This is a genomic window from Psychromonas arctica (assembly GCF_036697365.1).
GTDB classification, from domain to species: Bacteria; Pseudomonadota; Gammaproteobacteria; order Enterobacterales; family Psychromonadaceae; genus Psychromonas; species Psychromonas arctica_A.
Genome location: NZ_JBAHZA010000004.1, coordinates 274,413 through 292,659, shown reverse-complemented (window position 1 = coordinate 292,659; position 18,247 = coordinate 274,413). Strand labels below are relative to the sequence as shown.

Here is an 18,247-nt window from a genome sequence, read left to right as displayed (position 1 = left end):
GCGGTACTAGCTCAGTTGGTAGAGCACAACCTTGCCAAGGTTGGGGTCACGAGTTCGAGTCTCGTGTACCGCTCCAAATTCTAAAACCTCTATGAAGCGGTACTAGCTCAGTTGGTAGAGCACAACCTTGCCAAGGTTGGGGTCACGAGTTCGAGTCTCGTGTACCGCTCCAAATCATTCTAGAATTTATAATTCCCCTTTAAAGTATCAAACAACCTTGCCAAGTTAAGAGCTGGGGTCATGTGTTTCTTTAGTCTCGTGTACCGCTCCAAATCATTCTAGAATTTATAATTCCCCTTTAAAGTATCAAACAACCTTGCCAAGTTAAGAGCTGGGGTCATGTGTTTTTTAGTTTCCTGTACCATTTCAAACTATTCTCAAATCTACTATTACCTTTCAAAGTATTAAATAATTTTGACAAGTTAAAAGCTGAAAATATGAGTTTTTAGCCTAAACTTTTACAAATTTTCAATTTTTGTACTTAAAAGTAATTAACTGCGGTGTATGGTCGGATGCATTAGTAGGAATACTTCGTGCATTAGACACTGTTAAACCTCTATAAAAAACATGGTCTAATGGTCTGCCAAATATCTTCAGCCTGTTATCGGTGTTAAATGTTACTTCATTTAAAGTTAACTCAGTTAATGCTTGGTCAACGGTCAACGTTCGCGCTTCACTCCAGGTATTAAAGTCACCAGCAACGATCACTGGGCCTTTGTGGGCTTTAATTAAAGTGATAAAAGGACGTAATTGTTCTGCTAAAGGTGCTGCGGTTAGTGTGAAATTCACCCCATGTAGGTTTACCACTAATAAAGGATTTTTACTTCCTGTTATTTGATAAGTTGATGCTACTGCACTCTTAGGAATTCGACTCCAAGGTTCCGTATAACGAGTTCCACAAACCTGTAACGGAGTCGTTTTACTTAAAGTATTCACTCCATAATTGATCTGTTGGTATTGAAAGGCAATATTTTGCAAAGGTAATAATTGTTGCTGTTGTGTAAATTGCCTGAAAGCGGGGCTATATTTAGTTTCTTGCAATGTGAGTAAGTTAGCTTGTTGTGTCCATTTGGTTAGTTGTGTTAACCACTGCTTATTTTGTTGTTTGTAAATATTCCAATTCAATAAAGAAAAAGTGGCTGGTAAGGCAGTTTCATTGTTTGTTAGTAAAGGCTCGCTCAATGCAGGGCAAGTTGCTGTAAATTGCGTTTGTTGTCGATTAATAATGGTCATTTTTGTTGGTGTATCAGGTAATAATGCATTACCAATAAACCCAAAAGCGATTGCAATCAGCGTTATTAAGGGGATGAATATGGTTTTTTTTATATTGAAATTAACTTGCATTTTATGTTGCCTTAAATAAAAACTGCACGATAAATACCCATCTATACGAAGGAAATGTGATATTGAGTTCTGAATACTCAGGTTGTTATTGATAGCCAGTGTCTATACAGGGTATATTAAGAGTCCCATTAACTAATTTTAAGAAGCTATTATGCCATTAGAAAGAACACTTTCCATGATTAAACCTGATGCTGTTGGTAAACAACTAATTGGCACTATTTTACAACGATTTGAACAAGCAGGCTTTACTGTTGTGGCTGCAAAATTAATGCAATTAACACGTGAACAAGCTGAAGGATTTTATGCTGAGCACGAAGGCAGAGATTTTTATGAGCCGTTAATTGAGTTCATGACATCTGGTCCAACAATGGCGTTAGTATTACAGGGTGAAGATATTATTCCTGCTTACCGTGAACTTATTGGTAAAACAGACCCGACACAAGCAGCTGCAGGCACTATTCGTGCTGACTTTGCTGAGTCTACACGTTTAAATGCAGTACATGGTTCAGATAGTCCAGAGTCTGCTGCACGTGAAATTGCTTATTTCTTTGTTGATGATGAAATTTGCGTTAAAGCATAAACTTTAATATTTTTCATATTGGTTAATATGGTTAGCGAATGTTTTCTTTAATCGTTTACTTTATTAATTATGTTAACCAGTATGATCGATTGCCTACATTAAGTATCGTCAGTATCAATAAATTTGATGATGATACTTAATAATTACCCACAATAATTCAAATCTTAACAATAAAGGCATTTATGAGTGACGTGATCACATTGATGGAACAAGTTCCCTCGTTTTATTTTGGACTTGTTTTAGTCTTAGGTTTATTGGTTGGTTCATTTTTAAATGTTGTTATTTACCGCTTACCCGTAATGATGCAACGCAGTTGGGAAGCGGATTGTGCAGAAACATTTCCCGATAGTAACATTAAAGTCGATAATTCAACTTTCAATCTAGTCCTACCTCGTTCTCGTTGTCCTAAATGTAATCATTTAATTGGCTCACTTGAAAATATTCCGTTAGTGAGTTGGCTGCTACAAAAAGGTCGCTGCAAACATTGCGATTGCAAAATCCCAGCACGTTACCCAAGTATAGAGTTATTGACAGGTTTGATGTCATTAGCTGTGGCTTACTTTATTCCCTTTGGTTGGCCTGTTTTATTTGCATTATTTTTTACTTGGACGTTAATCAGTTTAACCTTTATCGATGTCGATACTATGTTGCTGCCAGATCAGTTAACTTTGCCTTTAGTTTGGCTGGGTTTATTAGTCAATATGTCTGGTACCTTTACAGGGCTCCAAGATGCTGTATTAGGCGCCGTATTTGGTTACTTGACCCTTTGGTCAATTTACTGGGCTTTTAAGCTCCTAACGGGCAAGGAGGGCATGGGGTACGGTGACTTTAAGTTATTAGCTGCATTAGGTGCATGGTTTGGTTGGCAAGCGCTGCCTTTAATTATTATTATCTCTTCATTTGCTGGTGCTATTCTGGGCATCATCATGATTGCCTTATCCAAAGATAAACAAAGTAAACCTATGCCTTTTGGCCCATATTTAGCGATCGCTGGTTGGGTTTATTTAGTCTATGGTACAGAGCTAAACGAGCTCTATCTTTCATTGATACTTTAATACCATGAATACTGAAAACTTTACTGATCATGATTGGATGCAATACGCGTTATCTTTGGCAGATAAAGCAGAAGCCTTGGGAGAAATTCCTGTTGGTGCAGTTCTAGTTAAAGATAATCACATTGTTGGAGAAGGCTGGAACTTATCGATTGTTGAGCATAATGCTTGTGCCCATGCAGAGGTAAACGCAATTGCTAAAGCCGGAAAATATTTACAAAATTACCGTTTGATTGATTGTACTTTATATGTGACTTTAGAGCCTTGTCCTATGTGTGCTGGAGCGATTGTGCATTCGCGCATTAAGCGTTTAGTGTATGGTGCAGGAGATTATAAAACTGGGGCTGCTGGTAGCGTTTTTGATTTAGTACGTCATGAGCAGTTGAATCATCAAGTACAAGTTACTGCTGGAGTTGATGCTGAACAATGTGCTACAAAAATCAGTGATTTTTTTAAGCGTCGCCGTAAAGAAAAAAAAGCTTTAAAAAAGGAGCGTAACGATGAGCAAAAAAATAGTTAATTTCGAAATAGAAAAAGAAACTAAAAATAGTGTTCGTTATAAAGAAGTGCCAGAAGATGGGCAACCGCCAATTATTGGTAGTTTATATGTACAGAAGTGGTTTGCCGGTAATAGTAAAAATATTCAAGTGAGCCTTGAAAAGAAAGATTAAGTTCCTATCCATATAGGAACAATATTTAACGCTTTTATTTATGTAGCAATAACAAAGTACATTAATAAAAGCGTTTTTTATTATCTGAATCCAAGTGTTAAATAGACTTAGTTGCTGTAGGTTTAATTTCGTTATTAATGATGGTTTTATCTTTTTGCTTACCGACCTGCTTTTTAGCGAAATAAGTACTTAATAAAGATCCTAATAATGAGGTCATAATGATCAATGCCATCAATGTATATTGTGTATAGGTAAATTCTTCGCCAACTAATATTAGTCCCATCAAAATACCTGCAATCGGATTACTAATACCTGCAAAAGTAAACTCTACTACTGTCATTCGGCTAAGCAACCAAACGTATAGTGAGTAAGCTAGCATAGTATTGAGTGCGATTAGCCAAACTAAACCGCCAACATTTAATAAGCTAATGTTTTGTAATACTGATACATATTGTGTTGGTGAGGATAAAGCATGCATTATTGCGATTACCGTCAAAATACTACCACCAATAATTAACTGCCAGCATAAGACTGGCCACCAGTGCATTTTTAATCCGAGGTTTTTAGTAATGTTACTGCCGATCACGATGCAGGCTAATGCACAAAGCATAGCGACTAACCCTACTGGATTGAGTTTTAGATGTAGTGGATCAAATAAGAACCAAGCAAGTGTGATTAAAGTGCCACCAGAAATCAGTTGTACTTTCGTTGGTGTGCTCTTATGAACAATCCAATAATAGAACATCGCAAATACTGGTAATGAAACCATACCCACTCCTGATATGGCAGAAGGTAGTGTTTGCGCCATAATAAACAATAAGCCAAAAAACAAGGCAATATTAATTGAACCTAATCGAATTAATACAGGCCATTCATCTGCTTTTGGTAAATTTGGTTTAAAGGCAAGTAGCAGTAAACCTGCTGGCAATGCTCGCAATGCGCCTAACAGTAGAGGAGGCCATCCGCTTAATGTGTATTGTGTGACTGCATAGGTTGTACCCCAAAAAAATGCAGCGATCATTGCCAATATTACGTTCATTCATGTTGCTCTTAAAATAAAAAGGGGGAGCACTCTGCCTATTTTTAATGCATTTGTACAGAAAACTATTTTTGTATCGTGGTTTAGGTTGAGTTAAATCAAGGTAGGGCATGCTAAGTGGTTGATCTGTTGTTTACAAACCAACCTTTATTATTTTTTTAAATTTACTGATCATTGTGCATTTTTTATTGTTAATTTAATTTATGAGAAAGACTATTGCTTTTGTGAACATAAAGATAAGTTGTTCTGTAGGTGAGTCAGTAGATCTGTTCGTTTCATAATACCAATTAACTTATCTTCTTTGACTACTGGAAAGATATTATCTGATAAATGCTGCGTTTTGATAGCCACTTCAGATAGATCTTCATCTGCATTAAATGCACTAAAGCTTGTCGTCATTACGTTATCAACCTGTACTGGCTTGTCACAATGGTAAGCACTGCTTAATAATGCTTTTTGGCAACCCACGAGCGATACCATTCCTAATAGCTTTTTCTGTTTATTAATCACTGGTAATTGTGATTGTTGACTACTAATTAATGTTTTTACTATATCAGTTAGTGATGTGTGACACTGTAATGTGATCGGGTTGTTGTTCATTATTTGACTAACTGTTTTTGTGCTCATTTTAAGACCTTTATAATTGTTATAAGTTGATATTGATAATCATAAATGAAGTTTTAGTATTGTCTAAATCGATTGTTTGTATTGAATTGATAGGTTTTTATGTTTTTATTAGATAAGCGTACTGTGGTGAGCGGCTAATTAATCTGAGTCATATAACTATTAACTCGTCTTAGTTTAATTAGCCTCTTATTAATAATGTTATGTATTTATACCAATTATATTAAATAAGTGATCTAAATTTTACGCAGGAAAAATGACTGAGTTCAAGGCGTAATTTAAATTAAGTAGTTGTTCTACTTCCGAAAATTACAACGAAGAAATAAGTTATTTTAACAAGTAAAATAGATCAGTTAATTAGTGTGATTGGTATTATTAAGGATTTGCTGCCTCTTTGTCTATGATAGATTTCTGTTCTTCTTCTAATTTAGCCGCGGCCTCTGCTTGTGCTTTTTGATCCGCCGCGAGTTTCGCAGCCGCTTCAGCTTGTACTTTTTGTTGCTCTGCTAACTTAGCAGCTGTCTCTGCTTCAATTTTTTCAGCAGCTTTTAATGCAGCTTGCTTAGCTTTTTCAGCTGCTAATACGGCTTGTTTTTCTGCCTCTATTGCGGCTTTTTTGGCTTCTTCTGCTTGCTTGTCAGCTGCTTTTCTAGCCTGATTTTCAGCTTCAATTGCTGCTTGACGTTGTGCTTCGGCTATTTTCTCTTCTTCAAGTTTCTTTTGTTTTTCTAGCTCAATAGCCGCTAATCTTTCTTCTTCCGCCTTTTTAATCGCTGCTAATCTTTCTTCTTCCGCTTTTTCTTCTTCAGCTAATTTAAGCGCTTTTTCTTGTTCTTGTGCATGCCAAGTTAAGGTTTCTAAGTATTCTCGAATATTATCTACATAATGCTTAGCTTCACGTCCACGAGCATAACCATAACGTGTTTTTGTGTACCATTTTCTTTCATGTAATAGCGGTAAATTTTCTTTTACATCTGCCCATGAATCTGGATTTTGTTCGCGCATTTTAGTAATTCTTCGAACGTCCAATAGGTGACCTAAACCGATATTATAAGAAGCTAATGCAAACCAAATTCGTTCATCTTCAGGAATACTTTCAGGCAACCGTTTGATCAGTTGCGTTAGGTATTTTGCTCCACCTTGGATACTTTGTTCGGCGTTAAGACGGTTTTTGATCCCCACAAATTTTGCAGTATCTCGAGTTAACATCATCATTCCTCGTACACCGGTTGGGGAGGTGGCCTTAGGGTTCCAGTGCGATTCTTGATAACTTACTGATGCTAATAATAACCAGGGTACTTCAGGTGTAGAGTATTGCTTAAATAGCGCTTCATATTTAGGTAAACGACTTTCAATACGTTTTAAAAAAATGCGTGTGTCGACATAATCAAAGTCACCGATATGGCCGAAATATTTTTCTTCAACCTTCGCAATGGTCCCTGAATTATATTGGTTACCCATGAACTCAATCATCGCCGAATAAAAAGAATCATCTTGAGCTTTACGAATTAGCCAAGCGACGGGCTGTTTTTCATAAATAGTAAAAGCTTCAGCAAGGGAAGGGTAGTAGCGTTGTTTTTGTGCCAAAGTAGTGCTGTCCACAATCGCATAGCGAATCTCTTTTTGGGCAACTTTTTGTAATAAAGATTCTTGATCTTCATTTTCTAATACATTGATTTCTAGACTTGGATGGTCAATTAACGAAGCTTTTATGTTCTCTTCATGGCTACTCCCCTTGAGTACATTAACCGGAGCATCTATATCTGCAATATCGCGAGGGCGATAAGTTCCTTTGTGATAAACCAAGGTTTGCGAAAGATAATAATAAGGTGGAGAACTGCGGTATTTCTCAGCTCGTTTAGGCGTTAAGGTTAAACCTGCCCCTGCAAAATCTATTTCATTATCCTCTAAAGCTAAAAATAATGAGTCTAGATCATCATATTCTTTAATGATTAGTTTTAGGTTGAGATACTTAGCAAATTTTTTACCTAGCTCGTAATCTAAACCACTGTAATTATCACCGTCAAAGCTGTAGGTCAGCGCGCTATTCATGGTGCCCATAATTAATGTCTGACGTGCCTGCATTTCTTCAAGATCTGTTGTTGGCGTTATTGGATTACAGGCTGTTAATGAAAGTATAAAAATGGCGCCCAAGAGCAACTTAAACTTAATCGTCATAGAGGTAAGAAAAACAGGTTTATTCATAAAAATTTTGCCGATCCAATGAGTCGAATTGGTAGATTATCTAATAAACGATTTAAATATCTATTTATTTACCAATTATCAGGTTTATTTATGACAGACTATAGAGTGTTTCTATTTAATAAAAAATGCTTTTCTTTTATAATATTGAGCTAAACCCAAGTTCATTTATTTATCCAACGAGAGTAATAACCTATGGAAATTTTGCGTGGGGCACCTGCCTTATCGACATTTCGTGTTAACCAGTTGTTGAAAAACTGTGAAGTGTTAGATCTACCTGTAACAGGCATTTATGCTGAATTTATGCATGCTGCAGATCTTTCTGATTCTTTAAATGACCAAGAGTTAGCTGTTCTACAAAAGCTATTAACTTACGGACCTAAGATTGCAGAGCATGACCCAGTAGGGACTCTGTTATTTGTTACACCACGCCCAGGCACTATTTCGCCTTGGTCTTCAAAAGCAACGGACATTGCTAAAAATTGTGGTCTTACTAAAGTGAAGCGTTTAGAGCGAGGTATTGCTTATTACGTTGAAACTAAAACAGAGTTAAATGAACAACAAATTCAAGCGTTAACTGGCTTATTGCATGATCGCATGATGGAAGTCGTATTAACGTCGTTGGAAGAAGCTGCGACCTTATTTGTACAAGGTACGCCGGGCGAGATGACCAGTGTTGATGTACTAGGCGAAGGCCGTAGCGCATTAGAAGTTGCCAACGTGAACTTAGGTTTAGCACTTGCTGATGATGAAATTGATTACTTAGTTGAAAACTTTATTAAGTTGGAACGTAATCCTAATGATATCGAATTAATGATGTTTGCCCAGGCAAACTCAGAACATTGTCGTCATAAAATATTTAATGCTGATTGGACCATCGATGGTCAAAAACAGCCTAAATCATTATTTAAAATGATTCGTAATACTCACGAATTACATCCTGAATATGTATTGTCTGCTTATAAAGATAATGCAGCGGTAATGGAAGGCTACCAAGCAGGTCGTTTCTTCCCAAGTGTTGATGACCGCGAGTTTGGTTACCATCATGAAGATATCGATATCTTAATGAAGGTTGAAACACATAACCACCCAACTGCTATCTCGCCATTCCCTGGTGCTGCAACTGGTTCTGGCGGTGAAATTCGAGATGAAGGCGCAACAGGTATTGGTTCAAAACCTAAAGCGGGTTTAGTGGGTTTCTCTGTATCTAACTTACGTATTCCAAGTTTTGAACAAGCATGGGAAACAGACTTCGGTAAACCAAGCCGTATCGTTTCTGCGTTAGATATTATGTTGGAAGCACCTTTAGGTGGTGCTGCATTTAATAATGAGTTTGGTCGCCCTAACATTTTAGGTTATTTCCGTACTTATGAAGAAAAAGTAGATAGCCATAACGGTAGCGAGATCCGTGGTTACCACAAACCTATCATGCTAGCGGGTGGTTTAGGTAATATCCGCCGTGAACACGTACAGAAAAAAGATATCCCAGTTGGCGCGAAATTAATCGTGTTAGGTGGTCCTGCTATGAACATTGGTTTAGGTGGCGGTGCTGCTTCTTCAATGGATTCGGGTGCTTCTTCTGAAAACTTAGATTTTGCTTCAGTACAGCGCGAGAATCCAGAAATGGAACGTCGTTGTCAGGAAGTAATCGATCGTTGTTGGCAAATGGGTGAAAACAACCCAATCCAATTTATTCACGATGTAGGTGCTGGTGGTTTATCTAACGCTATGCCTGAATTAGTGGACGATGGCGGTCGAGGTGGTGTGTTCGATTTACGTGCTATTCCAAATGATGAAAAGAGCATGGCACCGCATGAAATCTGGTGTAATGAATCTCAAGAACGTTATGTAATGGCAGTTAAGCCTGAAAACCTAGCGACTTTTGAAGCGATTTGTAAGCGTGAACGTGCACAATATGCAGTAATAGGTACTGCCACTGAAGAGCTACATTTAACGCTTAACGATCCTGAGTTTGATAACAAACCAATCGATATGCCACTAGAAGTGTTACTAGGTAAAGCACCTAAAATGCACCGTGATGTTCAATCACAAACTGCTAAAGGTAAAGCGTTAGACTTCTCTGGTGCAAGTGTGAAAGAAGCGGCAGAACGTTTGTTACGTTTACCTTCAATCGCAGAAAAAACCTTCTTAATCACAATTGGTGACCGTACGGTAACTGGCTTAGTTGCTCGTGACCAAATGGTTGGTCCTTGGCAGGTACCTGTTGCCGATTGTGCAGTAACAGCTGCAAGTTACGATACTTACTTTGGTGAATCAATGGCGCTAGGTGAACGTACACCTGTGGCATTACTTAACTTTGGTGCATCTGCTCGCTTAGCAGTGGCGGAATCAATTACTAATATCGCTTGTTCTGATATTGGTGATTTCAAACGTATTAAACTATCTGCTAACTGGATGTCAGCAACGGGTCACCCTGGTGAAGATGCTGGTTTATATGAAGCAGTTAAAGCGGTTGGCGAAGAGTTATGTCCTGAGTTGGAATTAACTATTCCTGTAGGTAAAGATTCAATGTCAATGAAGACTCGTTGGCAGGAAGAAGATGGCAGTGATAAAGAGGTGACTTCACCATTATCATTGATCATCACTGCATTTGGTGCAGTACGTGATATCCGTAATACGGTGACACCGCAATTACGCACAGACCAAGGTGAAACTGACCTGATCCTAATCGATTTAGGTAATGGTAAAAACCGTTTAGGTGGTTCATCACTAGCGCAAGTATATAAGCAGTTAGGTGAAACAACGCCTGATTTAGATAGCCCTGAATTATTAAAAGGCTTCTTTAACTCAGTGCAAAGCTTATTAGCTGATAAGAAATTATTAGCTTATCACGACAGAAGTGATGGCGGTTTATTCTCAACTATTACAGAAATGGCCTTTGCTGGACACTGTGGTGTAACTGTTAAACTTGACCAAGTTGGTAACGATGACTTCTCTGCATTGTACTCAGAAGAGCTAGGTGCTGTTATTCAAGTTAAGCGTGAAGACAAAGAGGCTGTCCTGAACACCTTAGCTGGACATGGTTTATCGTCTAACTCGTTAGTGATTGGTTCAATCAATAACACAGACCAAATTGAATTCCTACGTGATGGTGTTGAAGTATTAACGGCTAAACGTGCTGAGTTCCGTGGTATTTGGGCTGAAACAACACTGAAAATGCAATCATTACGTGATAACTCTGAATGTGCACAACAAGAGTTTGATCTTAAATTAGATGATAAAGATCCTGGTCTATCAGCTAAATTAACATTTGATATCAATGAAGATGTTGCTGCACCTTATATTGCTAAAGGCGTTAAACCACGTATGGCTATCTTACGTGAGCAAGGTGTTAACTCACAACAAGAGATGGCAGCAGCGTTTAACCGCGCAGGTTTCTCTGCGATTGATGTACACATGAGCGATATCTTATCGGGTAATGTTCAATTAGATAACTTTGCTGGCTTAGTGGCTTGTGGGGGTTTCTCTTACGGTGACGTACTAGGTGCTGGTGAAGGTTGGGCTAAGTCTATCTTGTTCAACGAACAAGCGCGTAACCAGTTCCAAACTTTCTTTGAGCGTGAAAACTCATTTGCATTAGGTGTGTGTAACGGTTGTCAGATGTTATCGAACCTAAATGAGTTAATTCCTGGTTCTGATTTATGGCCGCGTTTTGTACGTAACAACTCTGAGCGTTTTGAAGCACGTTTCAGCTTAGTAGAAGTACAAAAATCTAACTCGTTATTCTTAAACGACATGGTCGGCTCACAAATGCCTATTGCCGTTTCTCATGGTGAAGGTCGTGTGGAAGTGAAAGACAGCTCACACCTTGCTGCTATTGAAGCAAGTGGGTCAGTTGCATTACGCTTTATCGATAACTACGGTAATAACACTGAATCTTATCCATCAAATCCAAATGGTTCGCCAAACGGTATTACTGGTTTAACGTCTAAGGATGGTCGTGTCACTATTATGATGCCTCACCCTGAGCGTGTATTTAGAACAGTGGCTAACTCTTGGCATCCAGATGAGTGGAAAGAAGATAGCCCATGGATGCGTATGTTCAGAAATGTACGCAAACAGTTAGGTTAAGCATAGTTTAGTTAATAAAAGGGAGCATAATGCTCCCTTTTTGTGTTTTAATGCACGATTGTTTTTATATCAATGGTATTAACTCAATGCATTGTAATAGTGCACTGTGTTAATATTATTGTTTTCGTCATGGAGGGCTATTCGGTTGTCTAGTCAAGTCAGTAAGGTTTTATACATAGGCAATAATGTACAATTAGTTAAAGCCTTATTACCCATCAATGCAGCATCCAATGCATCAAATCTTACTCACTGTCATTGTGTGAATGGTCTTGAGGAAATGTTGCAAGCACAACATTTTGATTATTTTATTTGTGAAGAACCTATTTCTGAGGTGTTAAAAGAACGCTTAACACAGCAGTATCCGACATTAAACTGTACTTATTTATCAAGCGAAAAAGAAGGCTCAGATAAATCTGAATGTATTACTGAATCTAAAGTAAAAGATTGTATTTCAGATGAGATTAAATCAACGCTTAATTGTATAAGTATCCCCATTTACTATAAAAGTAATGATGGTTTAATCATCGCCTGTAATTCTTATTTCTCTAATATTTTTGGTTATTCTCCTGATGCATTAGTTGGTAAAACGCTGGCTTCACTTTTACCTAATGAAGCTACCTCGGAATTACTGGCAACTAATAACGATTCCGTTGAATTGACTCAACCTTTAATGTTGGAATGCAATATTAAAGAGTGCTGTGGAGGTAAGCGTGAATTCTTATTACGTGAAGAAGTCGATGTCGGCTGCAATATGCGCGTCGGGATGCTTTTTGATATTTCAGAAATGAACTCAGTTAAAGCCGCTATCGAGAAAGAACGAGTCATGCTTCGCGCTACGACAGACTTATCTGAGGATTTAATTTTCTTTAAAGATCTAGATAGCCGCTTTATTGGTTGTAATAAGCAATTTGAAAAGTTTGTTGGATGCTCTGAGGCTGAGATAATTGGTAAGTCTGATGATGAATTGTTTGAAATAAATCAAGCAAGAATGTGTCAGGCCCAAGACGTACAAGTAATGAGCAATAACGAGAGTTATGCAAATAATGAATACCTCACTTATAACAATGGGGAAAAGCACTTTATTTTCATGCAGAAAGTTCCCCTTCGAGATAAAGATGGTGAAGTGCAAGGACTCTTTGCAATTGGTCGAGATATTACAGAGCAAAGCATTATAGAAAAGCAATTAAGACTTGCTAATGTGGTATTTGAAAATAGCCGTGATGGTATTTTAGTGACTGATAATACAGGAGTTGTGATCACTGCAAATGATGCCTGTTTCAGTGTTTCTGGTTATTCTAAAGAAGAGTTGATTAACGTTAACATTACCTCTTTTGCTGATGGTTTTGACTCTTGTACCTTATTTGATGATATTGAAGTGGGTATTGCAAAAGAAGGGAAATGGCAGGGGAATGTTCGTTTCTACACTAAAATGGGTTACCTAGGGTACTTCTGGTTAGAAGTGAATGAAGTTAAACACGGCAGCGACAACATGAATAATCGAGTGTTTGTGTTTACTGATTTAACTCAAAATAAAGATTATGAAGCGAAGATTCAATACCTGTCTAAGCATGATTCATTGACGGGATTAAATAACCGTATAGCGCTGTTCACCCATTTAGAAAAAGCAATCGCCAGAGCTAACCACAAACAGACGGCAATTGGTGTGCTACATATCGAGATTAAAGGCATTAAAGCTGTTAATGAGCGATATGGACATAATAAAGGTGATGTTATCTTTAGAGGCATCGCTAAACGCCTTAAAGAGCTTGCTTCAGATAAAGATATTATCGCCCGTATCAGTGATGACCAATTTGCTTTAGTCATTGAAGAGTTAGAAAATGAGCAAGTCGTAGCGTTAATTGCACGACAAATTGCCCAACAATTTTCTGGCACTGTCACTATGGAAGGCATTGCTGTTAATTTAGTTACGTCTATTGGGATCAGCATATGCCCAGATGACGGGGCGGATGTCGATAGTGTTTTGTCTAATGCAGAAAATGCTATGTACCGCAGCAAAAATGATAAAAGTAGTGCTTACCATTTCTACACAAACGAATTAACTATTAACTCGACCAATCAACTTGCATTAGAAAATGAGTTAAAAGTGGCATTAAATGAAAATCAATTTGATGTTTATTATCAACCCCAGTATGACTTAAATAAGCGTCAGATTGTTGCCGTTGAGAGTGTGCTTAGATGGCATCATCCTGAGCATGGTACTTTGTTACCAGAACGCTTCTTGATGTTGGCTGAGCAGTCAGGGGTGATGGTTGAATTAAGCATGAAAATGTTTACTAAAGCTGCTCATCAAGCAGTGAAGTGGCATAATGCTGGGATTAATTTTGGTCGCGTTGCATTTAGCATATCAAAAGCGGAGTTATCACAGCTTTCATTAATAGCATCGATTCAGAAAATATTTTTGGATACAGGGGCTAGAGCGAGTTGGTTTGAGCTAGCAATTGATGAAAGCTTATTCAGTAATGATCTTTACACCATACAAGAAAACTTACTTAACTTGAGTCGTTTGGGGATCTCTTTCACTGTAGATGGCTTTGGTGCTGAGCGCTCTGTATTATATTCTATTGATAAACTGAATATTGATAAATTCAAAATATCCAAACACTTTATTCAAGGTGTTCCTGGGTATTTAGCTGGTGAGGCAATGTTAAAATCGGTATTTGTATTAGCTAACTCTTTAGGTATTGATGTAGTGGGTGACACTATTGATAATGATCCAAGAGAGCAGCTTATTAATGATCACCAATTTATTGCAGGTAAAAACCAGCCTACCAAAGAAGCAATGAGTTCCTCGGAGGCCACTTTTTACCTAAGATGCCATAAGCGAAAATAACTACCTACCAACATGCCACGATAGGATAGCTAAAAATAACTATCCTATCGTGGCATTTTTGCTACCATCCGCATTATTAATAATACTCTCTGATTAAGCAGCACTGCTCTATTTTCTCTGACTGATAGGACTATAATGGCAAACCTAGGCATAAATATGAACTGGTTAGAAAGCGAGGTGTATCTCGTCTTTTCAGCGACCTTGTATTTTAGTTTTTTAACACTTATCTCGTTACGTGTCATCATTAAGCGAAAGCCGATTGGTGTTTCACTTGCTTGGTTGTTTTTAATTTTTGCTGTTCCATTAGCCGGAATGATCGGCTATTTAATTTTTGGTGAGCTAAATCTAGGAGCAAAACGCAGTAAACGTCGAAAGCTACTTTCAGGTGCTTTTTTAAAGTGGATAGAAGAGCAAGCGAATACTTATAAACAAGATAAAGCATTAATTAGTGAGAATGCACATGCCATGCAATCATTTGTTGAATCCTATACTAATATGCCCATGGTAAAGGGTAATAAACATACTTTATTAACCACTACGGACGATATTTTATTAGAGCTAACCAAAGAGATTCGAGAGGCTAAAAAGCATTGTTATTTAATGTTTTATATCTGTAATCATGGTGGATTAGTTGACCAATTATTAGAAGAGTTAAAAGCAGCTGCACAACGCGGTGTAACCTGTAAATTATTGTTAGATTCTGTAGGCAGTAGTGATTTTTTTAAATCAGTTTTACCCGCACAATTACGCAAAGCTGGTGTTGAAGTTGTGGAAGGCTTACCTGTTGGTGCATTCCGGTTACTCTTCCAGCGTCAGGATTTACGCTTACATCGCAAGCTCGTCTGTATTGATGACCATATTGCATATACCGGTAGTATGAATTTGGTTGATCCTGCTTATTTCAAAGTAGAGAAGGGGATTGGTGAGTGGATTGATTTAATGGTGCGCTGTGAAGGCCCAATCGTACAACACATGGAAGGTTTGTTTATTTGGGATTGGAGTTTAGAAACCGCACAGCACCTTGATTTGCCGCCTGCGAATCGCTCCTTATTTCCCTTAGTAGGCGATGAAAACTCGCAGCTCATTCCATCGGGTCCAGAGTTCGGAAAAGTAGGTATTCACCAAGTGTTGTTAACGGCGATCTATGAGGCTAAATATAGTTTGGTATTAACTTCTCCTTATTTCGTGCCAGATGAAAGCCTATTAACAGCTTTACAGGTTGCATCAATGCGAGGTGTAGACGTGAAAATTATATTACCTGCTAAGAATGATTCCCTAATGGTTAAATATGCATCTCGCGCTTTTTTTGAGGACTTATTAAAAGCTGGTGTAGAAATTCACCAGTTTTATGGCGGTTTATTACACAGTAAAAGTATTGTGATTGATGAAAAATTAGCGCTGGTGGGGACAGTTAATTTAGATCTACGTAGTTTCTGGTTAAATTTTGAAATGACTATGTTAATTGATAATCCGAAGTTTGCCGGAGATCTACTCACTGCTCAGATGCATTATACGTTGGCCTCTAATCAGCTAACCTTAGAGAAGTGGCAAAAACGCCCTTTCTTTAAACGTATATTAGAAGGTGTCTTGTACCTGTTTAGCCCATTGTTGTAGTTTATAGGGGGTAATTGCTTCGCTTTTATCTTGAATGTTTATTTGTTTGATACGTTTAGCGACTGCATTGGGGGCGATGTAAAGGTTTAACTAATGGAAGGTCGCAAAACAGACTGAATGGAGTAAAACCTCTGTCATGAAATAAACAAGTCTATAGATCATTTTCAACAATCTTATTAATGCTTTATCGCTTAATTCACCTTAGCATTACTCTATTACTGTCTAGTTTGAACTTGTCCTTTAAAAAATAATCCTAGCAGTGTGATATAAATGACTAGATAATTCTTCTAATAATCTAACGCTAAAAATAATAATAATAATAATAATAATAATAATAATAATAATAATAATAATAATAATAATAATAATAATAATAATGAGGCACTATGATATTCCATAAACATAACTCTATTTTTATCCATATTCCCAAAGCTGGTGGAACTAGCATTGAAAACCTTTTATGGCCAGATGTTGATTCAAGAGGGCCGGAGTCGCTCTGGATGGGGTTTGTTAAACCTAATTACAATAAATATCAAACAGGTGGCTTACAACATCTGCTCGCGAAACAAGTTCGAGAAGAGGTAGGTGCAGAGGTTTTCGAGGCTTATTACAAATTTACAATTGTTAGAAATCCATGGGATAAGATTATTTCACAGTTTTCTTACATGCAAAGAAGGAAAGATCTCAGAGAGTTTGTCGGAATGAAGAAGTCGACTTCCTTTGAGAAATATTTAGATCTTATTCAAAAGAAAGAGCATGTTCAGTGGAAAAAGCAGATCGATTTTATTACAGATGACAATGGCGAGCTATTAGTTAATGACGTATTCAAGCTTGAAAATTTAAATACTGAAATGCCTCAGTTGTCATCGTCTTTAGGTATTGATACTGAAGTACTTCCCCATCACAACAAAAGTGTTAGGAAAGCCTACGAAGATTATTATTCAATCGAAACGAAAGAGAGAGTTGCTGAATTGTATAAAGAAGATATTAAGTACTTTAACTATCAATTTTAACGCTTAAGTATTCAATAGCTTATTAATAATGGTGCTTTATCGATAGCACCATTTTTCATGCAGGGCCCCTCAACTGGATTGTTTAGATATATTTAGACAGGTATAAGCTTAATGAAAGATATAAAAAGCGTATTTCGTAATCTTGAAAAAATGCTTCACAGAGCAAGTTGGTTTGATGATGGCTGGGAAATTTATAATCGTGGTAATTATTTACAGCTCTCTAAAGATAATTGGTTTAATCAAAATCAAAGCGGTATTCATTTTGAAACCTTTATCGAAGCGCCACAAATTAAACAAAAGTCCTTTCCTATCTGTATGCACGTAGAAGAAGACTGTCCTTCTCAACCTGAGTTTATTCGTCGATTTATGGTATTGGAAGAAAAGCGCATAAAAAGCTGGAACGGCTATAAAAAACTCGATAGCAGTTACGGTATTTGCCAACGTACATTACCGCTTAATTTTAAAAATTTAGAACAACGTATATTCGAAGAGTTTAATCGTCTTCGAGTATTAGAAGAGAGCATTGAGCAAGTGTTACTCGAAGTGCAATAAAGTGAGATCGCAAAATGAAGAAAAGAAAAAGTCCTTGTATTGATCAATGTGATTTTTCAGGCTCTAAAGGTTGGTGTCTAGGGTGCGGTAGAACCAGAAAAGAATGTGAAAAGTGGAAATCAATGACGCCGTATAAAATAAATATCCTCGAAAAAGAGCTCAGCAAGAGGATACAACAGATAAAGCAAGCAAATAAAAAGGACTGAGGAAGGATTGTTGTTGCTTTAGTGAGCCTTATTGCAGAATTAGCTTGTTAAATGGAAAGTAGTTGTTTTTCTAGCTCATGTTACTTATTTTAAGTTTTGTCTTTGGATTGAGCACTATTTATTTAAATAATTATGAGGAGTTTCCTGTGAAATTATTTACTATCTCATTTGTTTTTTCAGTGGGAACCTTATTTATATTGACCATTTTGGATAGTCAATTATCAAATTTCTATTGTATTTGGCCGCTTCAACTTATTGAGTTAACTGGTTTATTAGATAAGAATCCTACTGTGTTTTACAACGATTGGTATACTGTATCAATGACCTTCTCTTTACTCTTACAGAGTGCCATTATTTATTTTTTAACCTCGAAACTTGCAATTAAAAAGTAACTTATTGTTATTATC

The 18,247-nt window shown here is 37.2% G+C and carries 15 protein-coding genes and 2 tRNA genes; 13 read left to right on the top strand and 4 right to left on the bottom strand.

Going from position 1 to position 18,247, the window contains the following annotated elements:
- Both V5290_RS06765 and V5290_RS06760 read left to right on the top strand, forming a co-directional pair.
- Positions 1-76 (top strand) — tRNA-Gly (locus V5290_RS06765).
- 20 nt (positions 77-96) lie between these two features.
- Positions 97-172 (top strand) — tRNA-Gly (locus tag V5290_RS06760).
- Positions 173-468: 296 nt separating this feature from the next.
- Here the strand turns inward: V5290_RS06760 and V5290_RS06755 are convergent.
- The gene (locus V5290_RS06755; protein WP_333383140.1) at positions 469-1,344 is read right to left on the bottom strand and encodes an endonuclease/exonuclease/phosphatase family protein; all 876 of its coding nucleotides are present in this window, start codon (positions 1,342-1,344) and stop codon (positions 469-471) included.
- A gap of 151 nt (positions 1,345-1,495) precedes the next feature.
- On the opposite strand from V5290_RS06755, the gene ndk reads away from it, so the two are divergent.
- The 4 genes from ndk (at position 1,496) to V5290_RS06735 (ending at position 3,647) form a co-directional block, all read left to right on the top strand.
- Entirely contained in the window at positions 1,496-1,924 is a 429-nt protein-coding gene (ndk, locus tag V5290_RS06750) for a nucleoside-diphosphate kinase (protein ID WP_333383138.1), read from the top strand.
- Between the two features lie 182 nt (positions 1,925-2,106).
- Positions 2,107-2,979: an A24 family peptidase gene (locus V5290_RS06745; RefSeq protein ID WP_333383135.1), complete on the top strand. Its 873-nt coding sequence runs from the start codon at positions 2,107-2,109 to the stop codon at positions 2,977-2,979.
- A 4-nt stretch (positions 2,980-2,983) separates the two neighbouring features.
- Positions 2,984-3,496 carry a tRNA adenosine(34) deaminase TadA gene (gene tadA / locus V5290_RS06740; RefSeq protein WP_333383132.1) on the top strand — a complete coding sequence of 171 codons (513 nt, stop codon included), beginning with the start codon at positions 2,984-2,986 and terminating at the stop codon, positions 3,494-3,496.
- Entirely contained in the window at positions 3,477-3,647 is a 171-nt protein-coding gene (locus V5290_RS06735; RefSeq protein WP_333383129.1) for a hypothetical protein, read from the top strand. The genes tadA and V5290_RS06735 overlap by 20 nt, the downstream gene beginning before the upstream one ends.
- 97 nt (positions 3,648-3,744) lie before the next feature.
- Here the strand turns inward: V5290_RS06735 and V5290_RS06730 are convergent, their stop codons facing one another.
- The 3 genes from V5290_RS06730 to mltF form a co-directional block, all read right to left on the bottom strand.
- On the bottom strand, positions 3,745-4,686 hold the full coding sequence (locus tag V5290_RS06730; protein WP_333383126.1) for a DMT family transporter: 942 nt from the start codon (positions 4,684-4,686) through the stop codon (positions 3,745-3,747).
- 213 nt (positions 4,687-4,899) lie between these two features.
- Positions 4,900-5,313, bottom strand: a complete 414-nt coding sequence (locus V5290_RS06725) for a CBS domain-containing protein (RefSeq protein ID WP_333383123.1) — start codon at positions 5,311-5,313, stop codon at positions 4,900-4,902.
- Between the two features lie 372 nt (positions 5,314-5,685).
- On the bottom strand, positions 5,686-7,515 hold the full coding sequence (gene mltF / locus V5290_RS06720) for a membrane-bound lytic murein transglycosylase MltF (RefSeq protein WP_333383120.1): 1,830 nt from the start codon (positions 7,513-7,515) through the stop codon (positions 5,686-5,688).
- 192 nt (positions 7,516-7,707) lie between these two features.
- Here mltF and purL point away from each other — a divergent pair, with 192 nt between their 5' ends.
- The 7 genes from purL (at position 7,708) to V5290_RS06685 (ending at position 18,232) form a co-directional block, all read left to right on the top strand.
- Complete coding sequence (gene purL / locus V5290_RS06715; RefSeq protein ID WP_333383118.1) at positions 7,708-11,604, top strand: phosphoribosylformylglycinamidine synthase; 3,897 nt, start codon at positions 7,708-7,710, stop codon at positions 11,602-11,604.
- 145 nt (positions 11,605-11,749) lie between these two features.
- The gene (locus V5290_RS06710; protein ID WP_333383115.1) at positions 11,750-14,455 is read left to right on the top strand and encodes a sensor domain-containing protein; all 2,706 of its coding nucleotides are present in this window, start codon (positions 11,750-11,752) and stop codon (positions 14,453-14,455) included.
- A gap of 156 nt (positions 14,456-14,611) precedes the next feature.
- Entirely contained in the window at positions 14,612-16,069 is a 1,458-nt protein-coding gene (gene cls, locus V5290_RS06705; protein WP_333383113.1) for a cardiolipin synthase, read from the top strand.
- Positions 16,070-16,455: 386 nt separating this feature from the next.
- Positions 16,456-17,082 carry a sulfotransferase family 2 domain-containing protein gene (locus V5290_RS06700; RefSeq protein ID WP_333383111.1) on the top strand — a complete coding sequence of 209 codons (627 nt, stop codon included), beginning with the start codon at positions 16,456-16,458 and terminating at the stop codon, positions 17,080-17,082.
- Positions 17,083-17,193: 111 nt separating this feature from the next.
- Positions 17,194-17,634: a hypothetical protein gene (locus V5290_RS06695; RefSeq protein ID WP_333383108.1), complete on the top strand. Its 441-nt coding sequence runs from the start codon at positions 17,194-17,196 to the stop codon at positions 17,632-17,634.
- Positions 17,635-17,648: 14 nt separating this feature from the next.
- Positions 17,649-17,840 (top strand): DUF1289 domain-containing protein, encoded by a 192-nt coding sequence (locus V5290_RS06690; RefSeq protein ID WP_333383105.1) that lies wholly within the window; start codon positions 17,649-17,651, stop codon positions 17,838-17,840.
- Positions 17,841-17,986: 146 nt separating this feature from the next.
- On the top strand, positions 17,987-18,232 hold the full coding sequence (locus tag V5290_RS06685; protein WP_333383103.1) for a hypothetical protein: 246 nt from the start codon (positions 17,987-17,989) through the stop codon (positions 18,230-18,232).
- Positions 18,233-18,247: the final 15 nt, after the last annotated feature.